The 21,876-nt window shown below is 46.5% G+C and carries 21 protein-coding genes; 5 read left to right on the top strand and 16 right to left on the bottom strand.

What is annotated here, in order from left to right; genetic code table 11:
* Nucleotides 1-115 precede the first annotated feature (115 nt).
* From fliN to fliQ, 4 genes are all read left to right on the top strand, one after another.
* Nucleotides 116-715 (top strand): flagellar motor switch protein FliN, encoded by a 600-nt coding sequence (gene fliN, locus G451_RS0107640; protein WP_027183780.1) that lies wholly within the window; start codon nt 116-118, stop codon nt 713-715.
* Complete coding sequence (fliO, locus tag G451_RS0107635; RefSeq protein WP_051261274.1) at nt 708-1,091, top strand: flagellar biosynthetic protein FliO; 384 nt, start codon at nt 708-710, stop codon at nt 1,089-1,091. Before fliN ends, fliO begins: the two co-directional genes overlap by 8 nt.
* Nucleotides 1,027-1,866, top strand: coding sequence for a flagellar type III secretion system pore protein FliP (gene fliP / locus G451_RS0107630; protein ID WP_084448440.1), 840 nt, complete (start codon nt 1,027-1,029; stop codon nt 1,864-1,866). The genes fliO and fliP overlap by 65 nt, the downstream gene beginning before the upstream one ends.
* A 193-nt stretch (nt 1,867-2,059) precedes the next feature.
* On the top strand, nt 2,060-2,329 hold the full coding sequence (gene fliQ / locus G451_RS0107620; protein WP_027183776.1) for a flagellar biosynthesis protein FliQ: 270 nt from the start codon (nt 2,060-2,062) through the stop codon (nt 2,327-2,329).
* Nucleotides 2,330-2,331: 2 nt separating this feature from the next.
* Here the strand turns inward: fliQ and G451_RS0107615 are convergent, their stop codons facing one another.
* The 9 genes from G451_RS0107615 to G451_RS0107570 form a co-directional block, all read right to left on the bottom strand.
* Nucleotides 2,332-3,726 (bottom strand): MATE family efflux transporter, encoded by a 1,395-nt coding sequence (locus tag G451_RS0107615; protein ID WP_027183775.1) that lies wholly within the window; start codon nt 3,724-3,726, stop codon nt 2,332-2,334.
* 157 nt (nt 3,727-3,883) lie between these two features.
* Nucleotides 3,884-4,693 (bottom strand): sugar phosphate isomerase/epimerase family protein, encoded by an 810-nt coding sequence (locus tag G451_RS28250; protein ID WP_034641330.1) that lies wholly within the window; start codon nt 4,691-4,693, stop codon nt 3,884-3,886.
* A 269-nt stretch (nt 4,694-4,962) separates the two neighbouring features.
* Complete coding sequence (locus tag G451_RS28245; RefSeq protein ID WP_051261273.1) at nt 4,963-6,801, bottom strand: M99 family carboxypeptidase catalytic domain-containing protein; 1,839 nt, start codon at nt 6,799-6,801, stop codon at nt 4,963-4,965.
* Nucleotides 6,767-7,375, bottom strand: coding sequence for a hypothetical protein (locus tag G451_RS32435; RefSeq protein ID WP_156921550.1), 609 nt, complete (start codon nt 7,373-7,375; stop codon nt 6,767-6,769). The genes G451_RS28245 and G451_RS32435 overlap by 35 nt, the downstream gene beginning before the upstream one ends.
* A 171-nt stretch (nt 7,376-7,546) precedes the next feature.
* Nucleotides 7,547-9,280 (bottom strand): L,D-transpeptidase Cds6 family protein, encoded by a 1,734-nt coding sequence (locus tag G451_RS32430; protein WP_051261271.1) that lies wholly within the window; start codon nt 9,278-9,280, stop codon nt 7,547-7,549.
* A gap of 36 nt (nt 9,281-9,316) precedes the next feature.
* Entirely contained in the window at nt 9,317-9,868 is a 552-nt protein-coding gene (pyrE, locus tag G451_RS0107590; protein WP_034641327.1) for an orotate phosphoribosyltransferase, read from the bottom strand.
* Nucleotides 9,869-9,930: 62 nt separating this feature from the next.
* Entirely contained in the window at nt 9,931-11,241 is a 1,311-nt protein-coding gene (gene purB, locus G451_RS0107585; RefSeq protein ID WP_027183773.1) for an adenylosuccinate lyase, read from the bottom strand.
* A gap of 118 nt (nt 11,242-11,359) precedes the next feature.
* A complete protein-coding gene (locus G451_RS0107580) occupies nt 11,360-11,692 on the bottom strand; it encodes an FmdB family zinc ribbon protein (protein WP_027183772.1) in 333 nt (110 codons plus the stop codon).
* A gap of 437 nt (nt 11,693-12,129) precedes the next feature.
* Nucleotides 12,130-13,302 (bottom strand): homocysteine biosynthesis protein, encoded by a 1,173-nt coding sequence (locus tag G451_RS0107570; RefSeq protein WP_027183771.1) that lies wholly within the window; start codon nt 13,300-13,302, stop codon nt 12,130-12,132.
* Nucleotides 13,303-13,524: 222 nt separating this feature from the next.
* Between G451_RS0107570 and G451_RS0107565 the strand changes: the two genes are divergently transcribed.
* Nucleotides 13,525-14,832 (top strand): helix-turn-helix domain-containing protein, encoded by a 1,308-nt coding sequence (locus G451_RS0107565; RefSeq protein ID WP_169727839.1) that lies wholly within the window; start codon nt 13,525-13,527, stop codon nt 14,830-14,832.
* A 121-nt stretch (nt 14,833-14,953) separates the two neighbouring features.
* Here the strand turns inward: G451_RS0107565 and G451_RS0107560 are convergent, their stop codons facing one another.
* From G451_RS0107560 to G451_RS0107535, 7 genes are all read right to left on the bottom strand, one after another.
* The gene (locus G451_RS0107560; protein WP_027183769.1) at nt 14,954-16,375 is read right to left on the bottom strand and encodes a B12-binding domain-containing radical SAM protein; all 1,422 of its coding nucleotides are present in this window, start codon (nt 16,373-16,375) and stop codon (nt 14,954-14,956) included.
* A gap of 132 nt (nt 16,376-16,507) precedes the next feature.
* Nucleotides 16,508-17,413: a glycosyltransferase family 2 protein gene (locus G451_RS0107555; protein WP_027183768.1), complete on the bottom strand. Its 906-nt coding sequence runs from the start codon at nt 17,411-17,413 to the stop codon at nt 16,508-16,510.
* Between the two features lie 115 nt (nt 17,414-17,528).
* Nucleotides 17,529-17,897: a WbqC family protein gene (locus tag G451_RS0107550; RefSeq protein WP_027183767.1), complete on the bottom strand. Its 369-nt coding sequence runs from the start codon at nt 17,895-17,897 to the stop codon at nt 17,529-17,531.
* The gene (locus tag G451_RS33605) at nt 17,888-18,085 is read right to left on the bottom strand and encodes a WbqC family protein (RefSeq protein ID WP_084448439.1); all 198 of its coding nucleotides are present in this window, start codon (nt 18,083-18,085) and stop codon (nt 17,888-17,890) included. Before G451_RS33605 ends, G451_RS0107550 begins: the two co-directional genes overlap by 10 nt.
* Nucleotides 18,078-19,064, bottom strand: a complete 987-nt coding sequence (locus G451_RS0107545) for a hypothetical protein (RefSeq protein ID WP_027183766.1) — start codon at nt 19,062-19,064, stop codon at nt 18,078-18,080. Before G451_RS0107545 ends, G451_RS33605 begins: the two co-directional genes overlap by 8 nt.
* Entirely contained in the window at nt 19,064-19,729 is a 666-nt protein-coding gene (locus tag G451_RS28230) for an acetyltransferase (RefSeq protein WP_034641367.1), read from the bottom strand. Before G451_RS28230 ends, G451_RS0107545 begins: the two co-directional genes overlap by 1 nt.
* Nucleotides 19,730-20,004: 275 nt before the next feature.
* Nucleotides 20,005-20,721, bottom strand: coding sequence for a class I SAM-dependent methyltransferase (locus tag G451_RS0107535; protein ID WP_027183765.1), 717 nt, complete (start codon nt 20,719-20,721; stop codon nt 20,005-20,007).
* Nucleotides 20,722-21,876: the final 1,155 nt, after the last annotated feature.

Below are 21,876 nucleotides of genomic sequence, written 5' to 3'. Positions count from 1 at the left end.
GTAACTCGACGATACACTTGACAAGGCGCGTTTTCACTTATTGAATACACCCGCCAATCGCGCAAACCGTGCCAATTTTTTGGCTCAATCCCGACTTGCGCGTAAAGGGGAGAATATGACCCCAGACGATATCGATCAGGATCAGCTGGCAGCAGAATGGGCTGCAGCGCTCGACGACACGGATGACGACGCAGGTCCGGATCTCTCTGCCTTTGATACTGATTTCAGTGAAGAAAGCAGTGGCGGAGGAGATGCCGGCGAAGCATCCGGAGGAGCAGGAGGAGCAGGAGGAGCAGGAGATGACGCACTCGCTGCGGAATGGGCTGCTGCTCTGGCCTCGGAAGAAGAAGAAGCCATTAAGAAAGAAAAAGAGCAAGACCGCCTTGCCAAAAAAAGTCACCCGGCTGATTTCAAAGATTTGACGAATGAATCAAAAGCGCCGCGTGATGAATACCGTCGGGATCTTGATTTTATTCTCGACATCCCTCTTGATGTCTCGGCTGAACTTGGCCGGACAAAGTTGCTCATTAACGAATTACTCCAACTGGGGCAGGGTTCGGTTATTGAACTCAACAAGCTCGCTGGCGAACCCTTGGAAATTTACGTTAACGGGAAGTTGGTCGCTCGTGGCGAAGCCGTTGTTATCAACGAAAAATTTGGTGTTCGCTTGACCGATATCATCAGCCCCATTGAACGGGTCAAACAGCTTGGCTGAACCGGCAACCAGCCTGACCGAAGCCGCTAAAACGGTCACGCCCAAGGTACTGTCGTTCTCCACACTCATGGAGATGACGATTGCCTTGCTTGCTATTTTGCTCGTCATTTTTCTGGCTTGGCAACTGCTTAAAATCATCGGACCCAAGATGGGATTGCAGATCGCCAACAAAACGGGGTTGCTCTCGTTTCAAGGGCATCTCCCGCTTGGACCAAAACGCAGTATCGTGGTGGTCCGATACCAAGATAAACACCTCGTGCTCGGCGTAACCGAACACAGCATCAACCTCCTCACACAAACGGATGCCAGACATGACGAGGATAACGCCGCTTCTTCCACTCCCGCAGCCTCTGGCGGCGATACGACGACTCCCTAAACAGGCCAGCCCGTCTTTTTCCGCCCGTTGCATCGTCCTCTCCATCCTTCTTGGATGTATCGGACTCTTTTTGGTCGCACCGGCCTTTGCACAGGATTCCCCAGCGCTCAATTTGAGCTTGTCAGCAGGACAGAGCGAGCCAGAACAAGTTTCCATCCTTCTTGAACTTTTGTTCATGTTCACGGTTCTGTCTTTAGCCCCTGCCATCGTCCTCACCGTGACAAGTTTCACGCGCATCATCATTGTCTTTTCATTCGTACGCCAAGCCATGGGAACAGCGCAAATGCCCCCCAACCAGATTTTAGCCAGCCTGGCTATTTTCATGACGGTGGTCATCATGTTTCCCGTTGGTAAAGCGATCAACGATACTGCACTCCAACCGTATCTTAATGAAGAAATTGGTTTCCAAGTCGCTTTGGATAGAGCTCAGATTCCCTTACGGGAATTTCTCTTCAAACATACTCGAGAAAAAGATCTCTCCATATTCTATACCATCACCAAAATGGAGCGCCCACAAACGAAAGAAGAAGTCCCGACGGTCATGCTAGCGGCCGCTTTTATGATTAGTGAACTCAAAACCGGGTTCACCATAGGATTTCTCATCTATGTGCCATTCCTCATTCTCGACATGGTTATTGCCAGTATTCTTTTGTCGATGGGGATGATGATGCTTCCACCAGCCATGGTATCTATGCCTTTTAAATTGCTGTTATTTGTCATGGTCGATGGGTGGGCATTACTCACCACTTCGCTCGTGGAGAGTTTCAATGTGTGACGTCCGGGAATGATGTCGACACAATAAATATGCAATATGGCCCAATGGCCGTGTTGACCGGAAATCTCCAGGGTTTTATAGAATATAAGAGTGTTGAATTGCGTTTGAAGAGAAAGGGCATGCACGCGACACATGCCCAGTATCTACGCGGAGAAAATTTCGTCTTCTCCATCATACCATAGGCAGGTGATCCATGAGTCCAGATTTTGTTATCGGATTTGCACGGCAAGGTATTGAAACCGCTCTCATGATGGCACTTCCTATGCTATTGGTCGGCTTAGCAGTTGGGGTTTTCGTCAGTATTCTTCAAGCCGCTACCCAAATTCAGGAAATGACACTGACCTTTGTGCCGAAAATCGTGAGTATGTTCATCGCGCTTATCATCGCTTTTCCCTGGATTATGGATAAAATGATCTCTTATACGAGGGATTTAATCCTCAATATTCCAAACTACATACGATAACATCACGCAATGACGCTCTTTTTTATCCACGCGCCGTTCTTGTAGCGGAGAAAGAAAACCGTCGCCAGCAGCATGACGAAAAAGGTTAAGATGATCCAGGCACTATAAATAGTGATGTGGAACACAACGATACCGACATACGATGGTATCGCCAACCCGAGTGACGCACATATCCCGATCGCTTTCATAACAAATGAAACGTCACCAGCCCCCTTCAGCACTCCCAGATAGACCATCGTTAATCCGTCGAACAACGTAAAAAAGACAAGAAATCGCAACAGGATCACTCCCATATTTGCAATGGGAGCAAATGTTTCGGGAGTCATTCCCGTTGTTCGAAACAAATTCAGCAAGGTATAGGGGAAGACAAGAAAAATCGTCCCGATAATCGATATATAAATAAGATTGAGGGCAATAGCGCTATTGGCCGTTACTTTAGCGTAAACTGCTTCTTTTTTCCCCACAGCCTGCCCCGTTAATACACACACGGCAATATGCATCCCGACCAAGGGTAAAAAAATTAAGGAATGTAAAGAAAAGACAATGTTTGTTGCAGCGAGTTCAACTTCACCCAATCGCCCGACAAGCAACGTGAAACACGTTATCGCCATGACATCGAGGAAAAATTGCATGCCGCTTGGAAAACCGAACCGGAGAAATCGAAGAAATAAATCCGGTTGGAATTTCCATTGACTCCGCATGCCGAATTCGCGTTCATTATTGTTTCGAAAAAGCAGCCAAAGATAAAGACAGACCATAACCAACCAGCCTGTTGCTGTGGCCAGACCAGCACCGGCAATGCCGAGTTCAGGCACGACCGCAACATCACCGACCTTCAATCCGTTGATGAGAATGTAATCCAGCGGAATATTGATTCCAGCGCCAATCATATTGACGATCATGACGACACGCGTCAGTCCGCGTCCCGAATACAATCCCGACATCACGACACTGGCGATGAGTAAACCGGCATTGACGGCAAGAATACGGTAATAGACAATCTCCAACGCAATGATATCCGGTGGATGTCCGGCTGCTTCGAAAATCAATCGTCCCGGAATGGCCAAAAGGGCCAGGACAACAGCCGCCCCCACACAAAAATAGAGTCCTTGCCAGACTGATGCTCCAGCCATGCGTGCGTTTCCCGATCCCATGTATTGGGCCACAAAAACACTCACATACTCCGCAACGCCCATGAAAAACGCAATAAACGTGAAGATGGTAATAAATGCGGGCATGGAGGCAGATAACGATTCGATCGAATACCACCCTAAAAATAATCTATCCGTGAAGCTCATGATAGAGGCAGACATCATGGACAAGATGAGTGGTAAACTCACACGTAAAACTTCTCGGCTCCCATACGGACGGTGCCACCAATGTTGTAGAAATCGCATAAAATACCGCCTTTCGGGTATTTATAAAAATATTGATTCATAGCCTGCTTCGAATTGAAGAACGACAACAGACCGCCTTCAATAGGCCATTTTTTTGGAGTTCTCGTGAAGTGAAGAGGCGAAGAGGTCTATCACCGTCCAGACGAACGGTAAAGCCTCAGGAGCAGCGTGCTGAAGACCACATCTGACATTCCGCAAAATCAAGAGACAGTTCTAGATCTGCGCTTGAATGTGGTTCAAACGTTACGGTTGGGTGGATATTCTGATGATTCAGGTTGGCGAGGAGTTCATCAAAGGGAATATTGCCCTTGCCCGGACCAAGGTGAAGATCATACGACCCGTCGTTATCGTGCAGGTGGATATGCCGTATCCGCGGAGCTAACACCCCAATCCATTGATCCAGATCATTTTTATTCACGCCCCCAGCAAAACTGAACCAGTGACCGATATCAAAACACAATCCGACACGATCATCGTACTGTGCTAATTGATCGACCAATTGAAGCACACGTTGCGGTTCTTTTTCATGTGTATTTTCGAGATAAAGCGGTGGATGATTTGGCCATGACGCAAGAACATCTCGCCATGTCGATACGGAACGATCACACCATATATCATACACTTTACGATAGAGATTGAAGTCAAATGCAGCATGCGCAATGAGATGCTCTGGTTCATATATTCGGGCTGCATCTAAAGCAGTCTGAAGTCTCTTTGCCGTCGCTTCCCGTACGAAATGATCAACACTCCCTGGCTGCAAATCGTGGAAGGGGAGGTGGATACCAATCGACAATCCTGCCGACTTCACCCGTTCTGCGATCATCTCGTGATCTCGAGGCTCGACACTATCAAGCGTCAGCGCATCAAAACCAATTTCAGGAGCTATCTTCCGCTCAATAAACTCGTCCAGCCGTCCCGGTTCATTCAGGATGGCGCGCAACGGTAAATTGACAAAATAACGGTTCATGAAGACACGCCTCCGGGAATGAACATCAATGTATACCACCACGTATTGATTTGATTTTTTATCAAGAGCACTCCGCTGAGTCAACGTGGTCTCTTCATTGTGAACAGAGGGAATCGTTCAAATTGTGACGATCAAACAAAACGTCTGGATATATAGGGAGAAAAAATTTGGAACACCCCCCATCCATTGCACTTCGATCATGTGCTCATCTCATAGCACAAATTGCATTGCAGATAAGGGGCATATCTCGATAAACCGCCCAAATTCCCTCACTGCACAAACGACTTCAAATAATTGAAAAACGAGTCTGTCGCTTTTTGTTCTTCCGTGGAGTGTTCAACGAGTTGGACGTTGTTTTTTGGGGAGAAGATGGGGTCGGCGGGGGTACCGGTGACGGTCATGCTGCCAATGGGAGCGAAGGTGGATTCGAGGCGTAGGATAATGGGTTTGGTTTCCCCATTGGCGATAACGAGAGGGTAGCCCGGTCGCATGGGAAAAATGTCGGCAAACACCATGACTTTTTCATTAGGTGCATTTCCGACAATTTCTTCCAGAACATATGTTCCGGCTTGCAAAAATCGGTTGTCATCCGGTGATAAGGGGAGGTCAACGAGATTGGCCTTGGGGCCGGAGAGGCGCAGTGCCAGGATTTCGTGTTGCTCAATGCTAATAAAAAACTTGGCCGGTTTACTGTTTGGCGTTTCACGTACCACTTCGCATACAACCGATCCCGGTGTGGATTGAACAAAAAACTTGCTTCGAAACGCATCGGGATCCAGAACGATTTCCTCACCGGCATCCTGTCCATCGTTGCGACCTGAAGAAGCAACAAACCCTTTGAAATTCAATATTTCTTCTCGGTTAGACCCAACGATTCCTTCGAGAATAACGCGATCGCCGACAGCAGTATGCAATGTGCCATTCTCAGCGATGGTTTTAAATTCGTTATTATGCCACACCCCAAAAACCGTTCCACCGTGGTTCGTGTGGTTTGAAGACGTTTTTTTCCAATTGAGATTGGTTTGTCCCAAACTCACGCCATCGACACGCACATCCAAGGTCGAAAAGGGGGAAAGTGGCATACGTGGCGTTTCAGCCAAGTTGATTCCTGGACGATCAGACGCAAACACACCGAGAATAGGCATAGGTGAGGTCGAGGCAGTCGCCGGTCGCCATGAAATGCGAAGCGGAGTCCCTGTAGAAAGCGTCAGTTTTGACGTTTGCGGCTTGATAAGGGCCCCATTCACCAACAATTGAATCTTGTCCTTTGGGTAGGTGGCAAAATCATTATCAGTGATATCAGGTAATTGAACATCCACTCCGAAATGGTGCAAAATTACAGTCGTGGCCATGAGTTGATGACGCACTTTCCAATCGAGATCGGAAATATCTTTGCTCACCTCAATAGCCAAAGCCGGGATTTCCCGATCTTTGAGTGCATGGTACGTCAACGATTTCCGTTGTTCGAGATAAGCAGAATGATTTGAAAAGGTCTTGGTATTGAAGAGTTCGAACTGCCATTTTGCCGGTTTGACATGTTGATTGATATCTTTCAGACAATTTTCAACGAAGTCGGCGAGAAAAATACGATTTTTATACACGTTCGTGTCGATAATGACAGACTGTCCATACCGATACGGATTGCGCCGAGCGTCAACATGTGTGGGACTGTAAAACCCTGATCCCTCATGAAGATGGATGAGTGCGTCGCTTTTCGAGACAAGATAGCGAATAACCCGCGCCAATCGATCTTCATAGAATTGGTTGTAGTCTTTATCAAAACGACGATTCAAGTCGACATTCACCTGACGTTTGCGAACGTGAATCGAAGGAGGATTTGCGCGGGGGATAATAAGCAAGTTGCCTTTCTTCACCGTGGCATTCGTCAAAATTTCCGATGTGACAAATCCCGACGCTTCATCTCCCTGAATCCCCCCTTGGACCATGACGGTCGGTCCCGGTTCGGTCCCGCGAAGCCACGTCACGGCGAGAGGGTACTGCGTCCCCTGAAAAAAAACGTATTTTTCAGCAAAGACCGGGCATGCTGCCATTCCCAAAAGGAAGACAGCGAGGCTAACGCATAAGCTTTGCAATCGGGTATATTTCACTGAAAATTTTCTTTCCTGCTGAAGTATTGACGACAAGACGGATGCCGTACACTTCGGCGAATGAGAGTTCTTGTGGCAACTGTGCGGTCACATTGACTTGTTTATAACGCTGTATGGAAAAATCCATTTCTTTTTTTGATGCCTTAATACCATGGACTGTACTGTCTTTGCCTATAGCAAAAAGAACGAGATCACCGGAAAGGGTTTTTTCAGGCTTTAAATTCGTCAATTCAAAGCCGATATTCAGGATCTCATCCTTCTCTGTTTTCTTTAAATTAAAATCGTTGACTCCAATGACACCTTCATCTTCAGACTGGAGAATCTTTGTTAAATCAATTTTAGGACACTCAACTTCGGGTTCTTTCTTTGATTCTTCAGAATTCTCAGCTGTTTTATCATCTTTTCCTGGAACATCCACAATTAGTGAAACAGCGTCAGGATTGAATGACCCAAGCAACGTTTGCAGCTCTGTTGGATCATCTGATTTGAGAATATTCTCGATATTTTCAAGCCGCTCTATTTTGACTTTTGCTTCAACAAGTTCTTCAGCAAGAACTGTTTTTTGACTTTCCAAAGAAGAACTTTCCTTCCAGAATTTATATCCAGCGTACGTCCCGCCAGCTCCGGCCAAAAGAAGGAGAATAAGTCCGTAAATGGTAAATCGAATGAGGAAGGGACTGATACGCAACCGTTTGACACTTGAATCGTCACGCATCACCAAAACACTGAATTTGCCTTTACCCATCTACATTCTCTCAAATGTTTCCCTGACAATACGCCAGGATCCATTAATCGGTTTAAAAAAGAGCTCTTTCCTGCCTTTCCGCGCCGAGACGCCTACACCTGCATATTCTTGAACAAACGATGCGACACACCCGGAATCCGTTTCGGTGACTCGCAACTCAGTGACATCAACCAAAGTTGGAGGTTTGCTTTCCCACAACCTGGTTTTCTGTCTTTTGATCGCGTTTTTTCCTCGGCGACGTCCTTGCCTGGCATCATCACTGTAATACGAAAGGTATGTATTGATATCAGCAGATTGCCAAGCCTTGCTCCACCCATTGACGATATCGACAACGGCAACAATATCGAGTTTCTTTTTCGCCGGTTTCGACTGCTTTGGAACCGGCTTGACCGGGGGCGTCGTTTTTTCATTACTCGCCAATTGCGTCGTTTTCTTGTCGTGTTGTTCAACAGGTTTCGCTTTGGATTCAGGATGATCCGATTTTGCGTGTTGGGGCTTCGGCTTCGGTTTCGTCGTATTATGATCAACCGTGACGGTTGACGGGAGACGTTGAGTTTCAGCTAGCTGCGATGCTGCTGGAGTCTCCGGAGCTGATGAAACCGTATTTTGCGCAACCACAAGAGGCGTTGGTTTCGGGGCGGTCGATTGCACTCCCGATTCAACGTGCTTCTTCGCTTGCGGTTTCGTTGTATTTTCGGCAACAAGCCGCGCTTCCGATTGTTGCGCTTTTACAGATGAAGATGGCGTGCCGAGTTGGCGCGAACTGGCATCCGATGCCAGGTTGTCTTCCAAAGAAGCAAGAACCGTTCGATCAAGCGGAAGTTGTTCGAACTCCATCCCTACAATCTTGAATTCTCCGATATCATCTTTTTGCCAGTACAAACGTTTGATCCCGGCCGACGTGAAGGTCGGAGAACGATAAATTTGTCTGAATGTCGTAACCCAATAATCCGGACCGGGCAGGGCAGCGACATGGTCAATATGGACTTTAATCCAGGGCAATCGACTGAAAAGTTTGCGTTTATGATTTTCAAATCGCGCAAACGACTCGCCTTGCGCTATAGCAAATTTCTTTTTGTCATGCAGTTCAAAAAAATCTTCCGACTGATTTTGCCACGCTTGAGCCCATTGCCGTGTTTTTTCAATAACATCCTTGGCTTCGGGATTAATCTTAGATGGTCCTTTAGACCATGTAACCCGTTCCCCGATAAAAACCGGCATGCGAAAATGAATGGACGCATCAAGATCACGGATATCCGGTGTATTCAGAGCAATACAGCCTTTGGTTTCACGTGGCGTCACATCGTGACCGCGTCCATGAATCCAAATACCGTGTCCGGATTTTCCTTTTATAATATCAATGGGATTAGGGAAGTTAAGAGGAAACGCGAGGTCGCCATACAAATCGTAATCCAACCCTCCATTCAGCCGAGATTTGACAAAATATACACCTTCAGGAGTTTTTAAGTCTCCTTCGCGATATTTGTCACCCATGACTTGCCCAGTTGCACAAGGGATTTTGGCAAGATTTTTCAGCGGACTTTTCTGTTCAAACAAATAAAAAGTCTGTGCCGATTTATCCACCACAAGAAATTGAGATGGACCATGAGGCTCGGCTTGCAGATTCATATGCCAGCCAGCTCTGGCGAATCCGGGACACGCCAGGAATAGGAAAACGACGACAACACAGGCGATTGCCGGGGTATATACCCGCCTTTCGTTTACGAACGCCACGTTGGGCTCCTCCTCATTCCCTGCGGTCTGAAACTCTTAGCTCCGTGCGAACTCAAGTAGCTGAGCACGAGTAAAAATCGCCCGAAGCGCGAAACCTGCGTCGGCCAAGTTTTCCCGTCCTCCTTCCTCTCTGTCAAGAACAGTCAATATTTCGGTAACAACGAGCCCGGCGTCACGCACTCGTTCGATAACTTTAACGAGCGTCCCACCGGTTGTGACAACATCTTCCAGCAGGGCGACTTTGTCACCTTTGGAAAAGTTTCCCATGCCTTCAAGATATTGGTTGGTTCCGTGACCTTTGGATTGCTTTCGAACAATAAATGCAGGAAGTGGCTTTTTCTGCGTCGCCGATACAACAGAAACAGCAGTGACAAGCGGGTCGGCACCAAGCGTCATTCCTCCAACCCCGACAACATCAAGGGGTTCGAGCATTTCATAAAAGAGGTTGCCGATGAGATAGGCTCCACGTGGATGGAGCGCTGTTTGTTTGCAATCGAAATAATAATCGCTTTTGCGTCCCGAAGTCAGAGTGACTTCTCCTTCGATATAGGACTTTTCGACAAGAAGTCGCGCCAACTCGGCTTTCATGCGTATATCTCCTCATTTCCTGATCGGAATCGTTGTTGTAGCATCGTCGTTATCCATACTGCTTATGAGGACGGCTTGTAGGTGTCGAAAACGCGATTCACAATAAAATCTTCATGAATAAGATAGGCCTGATTATCAAACAGTGCATCGAGTTCGGAAGCAGGCAAATGCGATGTGATTTCCGCATCGTTGCGTACAAGTTCGGGGAATGAGGTTTTCCCTTCCCAGGAACGCATGGCCACAGCCTGCACCATTTCATAGGCCTTCTGTCTGGGGAGACCGGTCTTGATGAGGGCTGTCAGTACTTTTTGCGAGAAATAGAGGCCATACGATGCGTCAAGATTACGGTCCATGTAATCCGGTTTAATAACGAGACGTTCAAGCACCCCGCATAACCGGTGAAGGGCATAATCCATCAGGCAGGTGGAATCGGGCATGATGACACGTTCCACTGAAGAATGGCTGATGTCACGTTCATGCCACAACGCCATATTTTCCATAGCGGCCAGCGAATTCGTGCGAATAAGGCGGGATAACCCGGTCAGATTTTCAGCGGAAATCGGATTTTTCTTGTGCGGCATGGCCGACGATCCTTTTTGCCCCTTACGGAATCCCTCTTCCGCCTCCAGAACTTCGGTTCGTTGTAAGTGGCGCAATTCCACACACAGACGTTCAATGCCGCCAGCTGCAACAGCCAGTGCCGTAAAAAAACGGGCATGGCGATCGCGCTGAATGATTTGAGTACTGATGGGATCGACATCAAGGCCGAGATATTCACAGGTAAGTGCTTCAATCCGCGGATCGACCATAGCATAGGTGCCTACAGCCCCGGAAATTTTCCCAACACTCACACCCTGATGAGCCAGTGCAAACCATTCACGATGTCGTGTAAATTCAGCGAAATAACCGGCCATTTTTAAACCAAAACTTGTTGGTTCGGCATGAACACCATGTGTGCGTCCCATGCACAAGCGACCGGCATGTGTTTTGACAAGATTTTCAAGAACGCCGAGCAGTCTGTCGAATCCCGCAAGAATAATGTCACCAGCTCGCTTCAACAGCACCCCGTTGGCTGTATCCACAATATCCGATGACGTACACCCTTTATGAATAAACCGAGATGCCGGACCGACTTTCTCTTCAACAGCCGTTAAAAATGCAATAACATCATGGCGGGTAACTTCTTCAATTTCGAGAATACGGTCTACATCGAAATCCGCTTTCTCAAGAATCGTCGCCAATTCGGCGTCGGGCAGTTCTCCCAACGTATTCCATGCTTTACATACGGCAAGCTCAACTTCGAGCCAGACTCTAAACTTGTTTTCCAACGTCCAGAGTTGGGCCATCTCCTTGCGAGTGTAGCGTTCTATCATGCGGCGTTTGGCCTTTTTGCTTGTAAAAAGGCCCGGCGAACCTGTCGGGCCTTTTGATGAATCAAAGAAAAAAAGTTCAGGTCAGGCGCCGCGCGCCACTTCCCGAGTTGATGCGCCGTTAGCTGCTGGCGCTTGTGGATGATGACGCGCAGCCGGCACAAGCTGGAGCGGCGGGTTTCGTCTCCGCAGGCTTCGCACTGCTTCCGTTTCCATTGCCGTTTCCATTGCCGTTATCATCGGATTTGGGCTTATTTTCAGGAACAATATTCTTTTTGTCTGCGTAATCTGTCACATACCAACCGCCACCTTTGAGCACGAAAGAGGTGTTCGAAATCAGGCGGTCGGAGCTGTTTCCACAGACAGGACAAGGGACTTCACGTTCTTTGAAATCTTTTTGCCATTCTTCAAAAATTTGGGCGCATTCACGGCACCGGTATTCATATATGGGCATAGAGCGACACTCCTTCGCTGGAAAGAAAAACTCGACCGATTTGTCTTTCTCAGGTATACTGAAAATTTTTGATGCACCAAGTCTCTATCAACGGTCGGAGTCAAACCAATAATCAGCACATCTTTTATTGTCAAATAGGTGAATAACGAAATCACGCCAGAAACGGGAATCTTGAAAAGAACCGCAGAGAAATGCGGAAGATATGCTCAAAAAAAGTTTGGGGTACAAGTTTGTTACTTGCACCCCAACTGGCTGAAATAGAAACTATTTCTGAGCCTTTGCTTGCTTGATGCGCTCTTTGATGCGTTCTGCACGGCGTTTGCGGCGACGATCAAGTTCTTTTTTGCGCTCAATCTTTTTATGGCTTCCCATAATTGATCTCCCTTTCAGTATATCAAAAAAGAGTTATGTATACATTTCTTCCGCAATTGTCCAGTTTACAGCGATACGATGGTTTCCTGCGGTTCGGTTAGCAAAAATTCACCTTTTTCGATCCAGCTCTTGAGCGTATCGGCAATTTCCAACGACATCGAGTAGCTCGTCAGGGGAACCGTTTGAACTTTTTTGCCGCTCACGATGATTTCACCGGATTTGAGTTCGGCCAGACTTACTCTCCCCAAAACACGATTAATGCCGTTGGGATAATCATGGCCGTAATCTTTAATCGGCATGCTGATGTCCTCATCGGAGCAGCCTGTTGTCCAGGCGAGTTCCTCATTGAGGATCGGGATGGGAATTCCCAGACCAACACAAAGGGAACATCCGTAGCCGGCGATGCTGAGCCCGCGTATATACCGGGCGTTCATCGTTTTCATGTCACCCTTGACCATGATCGTTCCGGAGGGATTTTCCGGGATACCGCGTTCATTGCGGCGTGGTTTTTCCACGTGTTGCGTACCGGCTCCCAAGACGTAGCCGACGCCTCCTCCAAGGAATATCTTCGTCCCGAGACCGATGGTTCGAAAATAGGGATCGTTGAAGAGCGGACTTAACTGACCGGCCGTCGCATAATTGGCGTTCTTGCAATTCGGCTTGAGCGGCCCCATGTAGGTATAGACAATCCGACTGGTCAAATTGACGGCACAATTATAGTTTTGGTAGCCGTTGCGCGGATTCAGCAACATGGCCTGAGGCAGGTCGGCCAGGGTAACATTTTTTTCAAGATACTTTCGAGGATAGCAGTCCGTGCCATAGGCTTCGCAACGCAAGTGAATCGACTTGCCGCGAATGAGGTCTTCAATGACATGGCCACCGCCATATTTAAATGCACCAGGATACACTTTGTTCAATGGATCGTCATGAGCAGGCTCAGTGGCTCCTACGTAGGCGTCTACGGCTGCTAACCCACAATGAGCAGGTACACCGCCAATCCACATGGACGAGACCTTCATCGTGGGCGGTTCCTGTCCGATATTGAACAACATCCCCGAAGAGCACATGGCGGAAAATGTACCTGTAGTCACGACATCGACTTCTTTGGCCGCGGCCACTTTGCCCATTTTGCGCACGGCTTCAACCATTTCCTCAGCATTAAGGACGACGGCTTCGCCTTTTTGAATGCGCTCGTTAATCTCACGTATCGTTTTATTCACTTGATATGTCTGCGCCATAGAGACTTCCTTACCGGATCAGCCGGTGCCAAGCGGAAAACTTCCGCAGGTTTGCCGGGCCCGTGTTGTCTTCATGTGGAAAAAGGCTGACAGCTTCATCCATTTTTGAAAAAAAAGCAATTTCGACGACTAGACGACATCTTGGCGAGCATACACTTTTGCCGTAGTTTCTCCCCGTCGAATACCTTCATATTCCAACCCTAACCCCCTGTGCATTATATCGTGAAAGAACATCTGCGTAAATTTCTCAAACAATCCATCTCGCAACACGAACTGGAAAGTTGGTTTGATCCTCTCGATATTTACCTTGAGGACGACAGCACCCTTGTTGTCCAGTTTCCACACCCACACTTTGAACATTGGTTCAATGCCGGTCCACGCAATCGATTTGAAAACCAAGCGCGTGAAATTCTCGGACCAGGCTTTACCATTCGATACGGATTCGTCGGCCATGACTTTCCATCATCGCGTGCGTCTTCCCCCCCTAAAGCGGCATCGATTGATTTTCCCTTTGGCCATCGATTTACCTTCGAATCGTTTTATTCCAATGACAAGAACGCTTTTCCTTTGGCATCGGCTTTACAAGTGGCACAATCGACCGATGCCCGGTTTAATCCTCTTGTTATCTGCGGTCAGGGTGCAAGTGGAAAAACACATCTCCTTCGCGCCATAGCCAATGTCATCAGTAAACGGGTTCCAGCCTCGTCAATGTTTGTCGGTACCGTCCTGGATCTGAATGAAATCATTATCAATTTAAACAATAATTCATCTCGTATCCGACGGCACTTTGCCGATACAAGTCATATCTTCGTCGATGAAATGGAGCGCTTGGTTGATTTTCCCGATGTTCAGACTGAACTTATCACGTTGTTCAATTTGTTCCGTGACGCAGGCAAACAAATGGTCTTTTCTTGCCTGGGAAAAGTTGCCGGCTATGACTTTCTTGATCCTGCATTGAAATCACGTCTCGAGTGGGGACTTATTGTCTTCCTCAAAAACCCGGATCTTGATGTTCGGTTACGGTATATTCAAGCCGACCTCAAAACACGACGTATTCGTTTAACCAAAGATCAAATGTTGACATTGGCGAGACAGTTTACGGATTTTCGTTTGCTTCAAGGCATTTTGACCAAAATTGCGGCATTCGCCGAGTTCGTGAAAAAAGACATTGATGAGGCCGATTTTCGCCAAATTTTAAGTCATACTGAGCAAACGCCGAAACCGCGGGTTGAAGCAGCGGATATTATTGCTGTCACTGCTCGACATTTCAATGTGAGTGAAGCTGAGCTGCTCGGCAATAAGCGAAACAAACAGATTGCGATGGCCAGGCAAGTGGCCATGACCTTAAGTCGCGAGATTCTTGGTTTGTCGTATCCGGTTCTCGGTCAACTTTTTGGTGGAAAGGATCATAGCACTGTACTGTATTCCATCAGAAAGATTAAAAAAATTGAGCAGGAGAGCAAGGAAATGAAAAACTTGTTGAATTCTTTGTCGCTTGCATGCCAGTCAAAAGACCAAAAAACAACATAGTTGGAACTGCCGTTTCATCGGCAGCAATGAGTATCAACGTTCCGCTTACCCTCCGCAAATAAACGCTTGCGAATACTTTATCCGTTGCGTCAAATCAAAGGAGGGCCTCTTTGAAAGAGGTCTAACGCGAGCCTCTTGCTTCGTGACGCACACGGTCACTATAAAGAAAATACTGATTAAATACGGCACGATACCGCCGCAGTTCGTCCATGCTCAACCCTGGCGGCTTAATGAAAAACCTCATTTCTGAACGTTGCGCAAACAGCACTTCGCCATTCCACGTTTGATTGTCATCAATAAGCAGCGTGCCGTTCTGCTTGGCCCGAGCAAAGATCTTAGTCCCCGGATATGGCGACAGGTTAGCGGTGTTATTTATATCAAGCTGAAGCCTTTCCATCATGGCGATGCTTTCATCCAAAGTGGATGGAGTATCCTCTTCAAACCCCATAATAAAAAAACCAATCGTAAAAAGGTCATATTTCTTAAACAAGCGAACAGCGTTGATGATAGTCTCGTCGCTCAAATTTTTATTGATAACTGTGTTTCGTATGTAGCTACTGCCACTTTCTATCGGTATAGATACACTGATTCCACCTGCTTTCTTGTACGCTTTGACAATGTCTTCATCGACCGCATTCAGATAGAAGCCTGAAACTGCAGACAACTGAATGTCCAGGCCACGCTTGGAGATGTCATTACAGATGGCGATAAATCGATCTTTGTTCAGAATGGAATTCTCATCAAGTATAGCAAAATAATTTTGCCCAAACTCTCGTGTCAGAATTTCAATCTCGTCCACGACCTTGTCGGGAGACTTCTCACGATATCCTCTTCCTGTCATAATATGTCCCATACAAAATGAACAATTAAAGGGACAACTTCTTGAGGTAAAAAGAGGAGTAAGCGTTTTGATGGTATGATTTTTAGGATTGTACCAACGAGAAAGGTCTCTGTGGTAATCGGTAAAATCCAATAAGTCATAGGCTGGTAGCGGCAGTGCATCCAGATCGTCAATATATGAGGTTCTGGGATGCACCACCAGCGCGCCATCAGCGTTTCTATATGCGAGAGATTGGACGCCCTGCAGCGCATATCTATCGCCCGAAGCGATAGCGTTAGCCAACGCTACGGTTTGGGTTTCTCCCTCGCCGAGCACGATATAGTCGACCTCCGGACAGTGCTCAAAAATTTCACGATAATACCATGTCGGGTGAATTCCCCCTAGGCAAATGGGTATATCCGGTGCTTCAACGTGTATGTCGTAAATCAGTCTCCTGACCTGTGGAAAGTTCATGCTGGTCAGACAGTTGATGCCCACATATCCTGGATCAAGTTCGCGTATACTCGCGCAGAGAAGGGCACGACGGTAGTCTTCGGGCTCTATGCCCTCCGGAATCTTGACTGTGGCTAAATCAAGAAGAGTGGGGACGTGGCCTGCTTCACGAAGCACTGCAGCAAGTTGCAATAAACCGATGGGCAAGGCGCAGGGCGATAGCTTCGCAGAATCCATATCAATGGGAGGAGCTACGAGAAGGACATTCATTATAAAAATCCTTTCATTTATTGCAATTCTCTGATTGAAAGACCAGTGATTACTCCAACTTACCTTTCAGCATGTTACCATGTGAAACGACAATAATGCCAGCAATTGCTTGCATTTACCTGTAGTTTTACATCAGGAACGCCTTCGCGGAAAATCGAATGCAAACTCTCCAGAAGCAATCACTTGGCGCCCGACCAGTTGTTGTGCAAATTCCGGTGTCATGAACTGCCTTAACCACTCGGCTTCCACAGCCGCAAAGCCCTGCTTGTAGATATTGGCGAGACGAGTCCAATGCCAGCCGAGATGAGGATTTCTGTCTGTCGGTGCTTTATTGAACAACGCCGAAATTCCACGAAGTTTAATTTCAAACCGGTCAAGCGTGGTGAAGGCGATTTGCGCAACAATGATGTTGTTCGAAGTCACCCTCGGCTTGATCCCTCCCTGAACTCGATCAACAACATTGTGCCCCCCTATATCAAAATCAAACATTTCGCTCGCTTGCATACAGCATTTATGAGCTATCAATGCCAGTACCCAGGGAATTTCTTCGAGTTTTGCGCTATCGGTTGGAGGAATAAATACTGGAAACAAGGCTAAAGGGAGGTTTTGTAACGTCATAGTTGATGAAATATCTGTCTGCTCTGCTGCTGCAGGCGTTGGCCAAACGATATTATACCGTTTGACCGCAATTACTCCTCTCCCTCCATCTTTGGCAATAGCTTCTTTGAGCGTTCCGTGTTGTACAAACCAACGTTCATCTGAATCAATTCGAAGAATCCAGTCTGCATCATATTTTTGTCGTGCCAAGTTGATGGAGGGCTGAAACAAGGACAGAGGGTCATCGAAAATCAATGGAATATGTACAACCGTGATATCGTCATGCTCCCGCTCCAAGGTTTGCAGAAGCTCCGGCGTGTTGTCTTCCGAATACAAATGACAGATGATAAAGGCGTCTACGCCCAAATTTCTGTGATGCTCAATGCATCCAACCAAATCATGCGCCGAATTGCCAGCAATCACTTGGGCAACAAGTTTCATTTGCACCTCAAATTTAGCATTGTATACCTATGATATCCTTTGCCCATGCAGATCCCTGTCCAATCAATCGTAAAGTGTTCACTGTAATCGGCATGAATTAACCTGGGATCTTGAGTCATGAGCGCCATTCTCCCTGATATTGGAGAAGGAATCGAAGCTTTATCCCCATCCGTTCGAATGCCTGAGGAGTATAAAGTCTCCGTCCTCCTGGAGCATTGAGGTATTCGGTTCCTTGTAACGCCTTGACTATGGCGATGATCCTATCCTGACCGCGAACATCTGTAGGAATGTTCAAAGTCGATGCCCGCATAATTTCCGGTTTGAAATTCCATAGGTCCGCCACGAGATAAGGGCCGGTCTCCGAGTCTAACCAACGGTACCGCTGCAAACGTATATTAAAGGTGGATCGTGCGTCGGCGGCAAAGGCAAGGTCGCAGATGGTAGTTTCGTGAAGCTGTCGGGCCAAGGGTAGGATCATTCCCATTCAGTCCCCCCCGCAGGTGTCGGAACCTCCGTGCGATGCACTCGACTGCGTTGATTGAACTGCACACAGTCGGGAATAACAAAACAATCGCCGCCAGCCAGAAGGCCGAAATAACCGGCATAAGGGAAAAAATAAGGCTGCATAACGGCGATGCGGCGACGAGGGGTATAGCTGCACGATTTAGTCATGAGGGGGCGCTACTGGGACTTTGTTCTGTTTGTCGAGCGGTACTTCCACTGCGTACCCAAAACCTGTGCGGCCAAACTCATTGCCAGTATAAAACATAACGCGCGTGTTACGGAACGGCACAACGCAACAGTAGGCTTGCATCCAACTGTCCCAGTCCTCAGGCTCTGGCGCAGGAACAAAGTTCACCGGCCTCACTGTAGCGGGCTGTATTATATTATTGTCTAATGACGCACGATACAGATGATACGCTTCCCCAGAGTGCGGCTCGCGAAATCGATTCGTTCCGCGAGCGCTGAAAAACAGTTCCGGCTGTCCTGAGGTATCAATGTATGGCCGCACGGCTGTACACATTCCATATTCTCTCAGCGCGTTGACGGTCCACTGTACGCCGTCTGGAGAATGAGCACGCCTCAAATTATATTGAGGATTGAGATGTCCCTCGTACGACGTCCAGCGTGTACCGCAAGAATACCACATCTCGAAACTCTTGGCATGCCGCACAACCATGGGAATTAACGCGAGAGCGGCACCTTCCGGCCCGGCCGCTAGTACCGGAGTCTCACTGACTTTTTGAAAAGACATGCCACCATCCTCGCTCATAGCGAGCCCAATGGCATCCTCGAAGGGCAAATCTTGACGCAGGCGCATTCCAGTATACCACATCAGAATGCGGTCATCCACTGCGATAACTGAACTCGGCATCAATCCTGCGCTGTCGAATGCTCCCTCCCGACCACGCTCCAACCCAGGGCATTCGTGAACGGCCAGAATTCTCATATCGTTTGATGGATCGATGTCCACGCATAGAGCACCGGCTTGTCCCCACTCGTTAAACACGGAAAACCAGAGACGCCAACAGGAGTCATTGAATGGTAGACAAACAGGGAGTCCGGCACGATTTGTTCTCAATGCGTGAAATTCTGAAGGGCCGATGATGCGTCGCTTACGGCACCAAACCGTGGTCGTTTCGTCGAACATCAAAGTAATCTCTTCATCCTCTGGCTTGAATACGGCGCAATGCGGGATTGTGGCATATGAGGCACCACACTCTCCGACGGAAGATTTTTGAGGATGTGGGTACCGAAACCAACAAAACTTCGTGCGCCGATGCGCACGCCGTAATCAATGAGAGCACCGCCACAAATAAAAGACCCTTCTCCAATGGATACGTTGCTCGAAACACCAATAACTGAAGTAAGAAAACAATGGTCTTCAATGCTCGTATGATGTCCGATGTGGTTGTTGCTCCAGATTATGACGTTGTTTCCGACGGTGACAAACGGCTGTAATGTGTTTCCTTCCAATATAAAGCAATTGTCGCCAATTGATTGCGCGTAATTCTTGCATTCAGGATGGATAAAAGATGTAAATGTATAGCCTCGCCCCAACCCCTCTAAGTAGCGCGTTTGCCGAAATTCATTGAGCCTGCGAAAACTGAGTGGTCCAAGCAATTGTACCTGATTTTGAGGAAAATGGCGCTCCAGCTCCTCCCATGGAACCAGAGGTCTCCCCGCGAAAGTGTTTGCAGTGCAATAGGCCGCATCTACGGTAAAGGCGACGATCCGATCTGGGCCATGCATATCGATATACACACGAGCCACATCCGCTATCTGTCCCGCACCAAAGACGACTATATCAGCCATTTTGTCCTCACTCGCATGTTTGGACGCCTGTCTCTGCTCCAAACAGACCGCATCTACACGCACAAGATTTCTTGCTCCAACAGATCGGGAGCGTGGAATCCCGATGAGATCCCCCCCCAGACGTACAGCTCTGCCAAGCCAACGGCGCTATCATATTCGCCGGTCCCGCAGTTTTTTTGGTTTTATTTATCATATGATAAATAACAATTCAATTTAGCATCAACATAACACAATAGAACGGTATACATAAATATGCTTTTAAATTTTATGTACCGTCAAGAACTACTAGAATGACTCATTAGTAAAGTAGATGCCTCTGGCTTTATGGCATATGCCATAAACTCATAGAGACCATAATCGGCTCGAAAACCAATAAAGCGCCCTGCTAATCCGTGAAGATAGCGTGCAAGCTCATCGTAGGATACATGAAAGAGATCGTCGCGCTCCCAATCGACAATCTTTGACATGACATTGAAGATGATACCACGCCGGACCCTAGGCCATATTTTTTCAAGAATTGTTGTCATGAACATCCACATTATTGCATAGTTCGCAGTATTCTTAACAGTAAAGAGTCCATTGGCAAAAACAAAATCGCAATTTATGGATTTCAATTCATTTTCTAAGCAATTCAATGGATCAAGATGCAAAAATCTCACGTCGCTAAACTTTTGTCTTGCATATCTCAAAGCTTTATCTGAAGCATCAACACCTATATAGGAAATTCCTGGAATAGATTCTTGTAATATATAACTATAAAATTCTCCAGTTCCGCATCCAAGGTCACAAACAGTTACATCGTTTCCTCCACTGAATTGCAAAATAAGCTCACACCCAATACGAAATCTCAATGTACGGTCTGTTTCACTCGGCCACGCTGCACCCAGCGCAGTATCTCCGTATACTTTTAGATAGGAATCATAGAATGATACCAACTCTTTTGATAAGGCGGCTGCATCATAGTCAACTTGAGGAGTATTTAATGAATACATTCGTAATAACCTTAATACATAAACAATAGCGATGTCTACTATTTCAAAAACAACTACCTTCCATATATTTATATATTCAAAATAAAACAAAACATACCAATTTACTTTTAAAATTTTGTCTCAATGGTTGAATATCCCAATTCTATTTAGATAACTTTCAGCACGGATAACCATTTACAAAATTCTTTCTAACTACCGTCAAATTTATTTCTCGGTCTTCAAAAATTTTATTGCATTTTTCGTCCATCAAGCAGGGCTTGCGAATTTCAGAAGACGGACTTCTGTCAACGCTCTTTCGCCTCTCAAATCCATTTCTTTGATTAAACCAGATCCATTGGTACCGTTCATACTCATTTCATTATTTTCATCATAATAAAAATAATGAAATGAGTATGATATGATAGTTATGAATAATCTGTTAAAAGATATGTCACTTTTATGTTGATCATTTTGGAAAAAACGTTTTTTTTGTCGGCCAATGATCGTTTGTTCCTCCTTCGTTTCTTGTGTTGTCAATGATTTTATATTTTATATCAATACAATACGTCCAAAAGGAACAAACCAACACCCCTAACAAATCTAATAAAGATTTTAATTCATTATTATCCTCTTATTCCTTTCCCACCTCTGAATTTCAGATGAATGCGAATCGCACCAAAAAGCACGTCATCATGCCCAGACAGTGAATTCAGGAATTGAAAGAAGACAAAATGTCTCAAGATGAAATTATGGCGATCACGGAGAGGACGATTGCTCAACATGAAGCTACTGAGCGAGTTAAAAGCCTTGATGTCTGTGAGGAGAAATCATGTCTGGAATGCAGATGTATACCCAAATGGTATTGGCTTTATAAAAATAATAAATTCAAAGAGATAGTATAGTTATGAATAACCTGTTGAAGATTTCTGTTTCTTCCATGTTCGAAAGAGCTGACAGGAGGACGAAAAGACAAGAGATGTGCGTTTGTTGGTGTTCTGTTCGAATTTATATCAATTTTTTTCATTTAAAAATTCAATAGTTACACTTAAAAAGAACATAACGACAGACTATAATAATCATAACAAATTTATACTTTCTTATTTTATTTACTTTCTTCTTCTCAAACCACCGTTGAATTTTCTTGAATCCTGAACTGAACCTGAAAAAAAAGTGGTT

Source organism: Desulfovibrio inopinatus DSM 10711 (assembly GCF_000429305.1).
In the GTDB taxonomy this organism is placed as follows: domain Bacteria; phylum Desulfobacterota; class Desulfovibrionia; order Desulfovibrionales; family Desulfovibrionaceae; genus Alteridesulfovibrio; species Alteridesulfovibrio inopinatus.
Note: the sequence above shows the minus strand (reverse complement) of the source record. Positions and strands in the feature narration are given on the sequence as shown.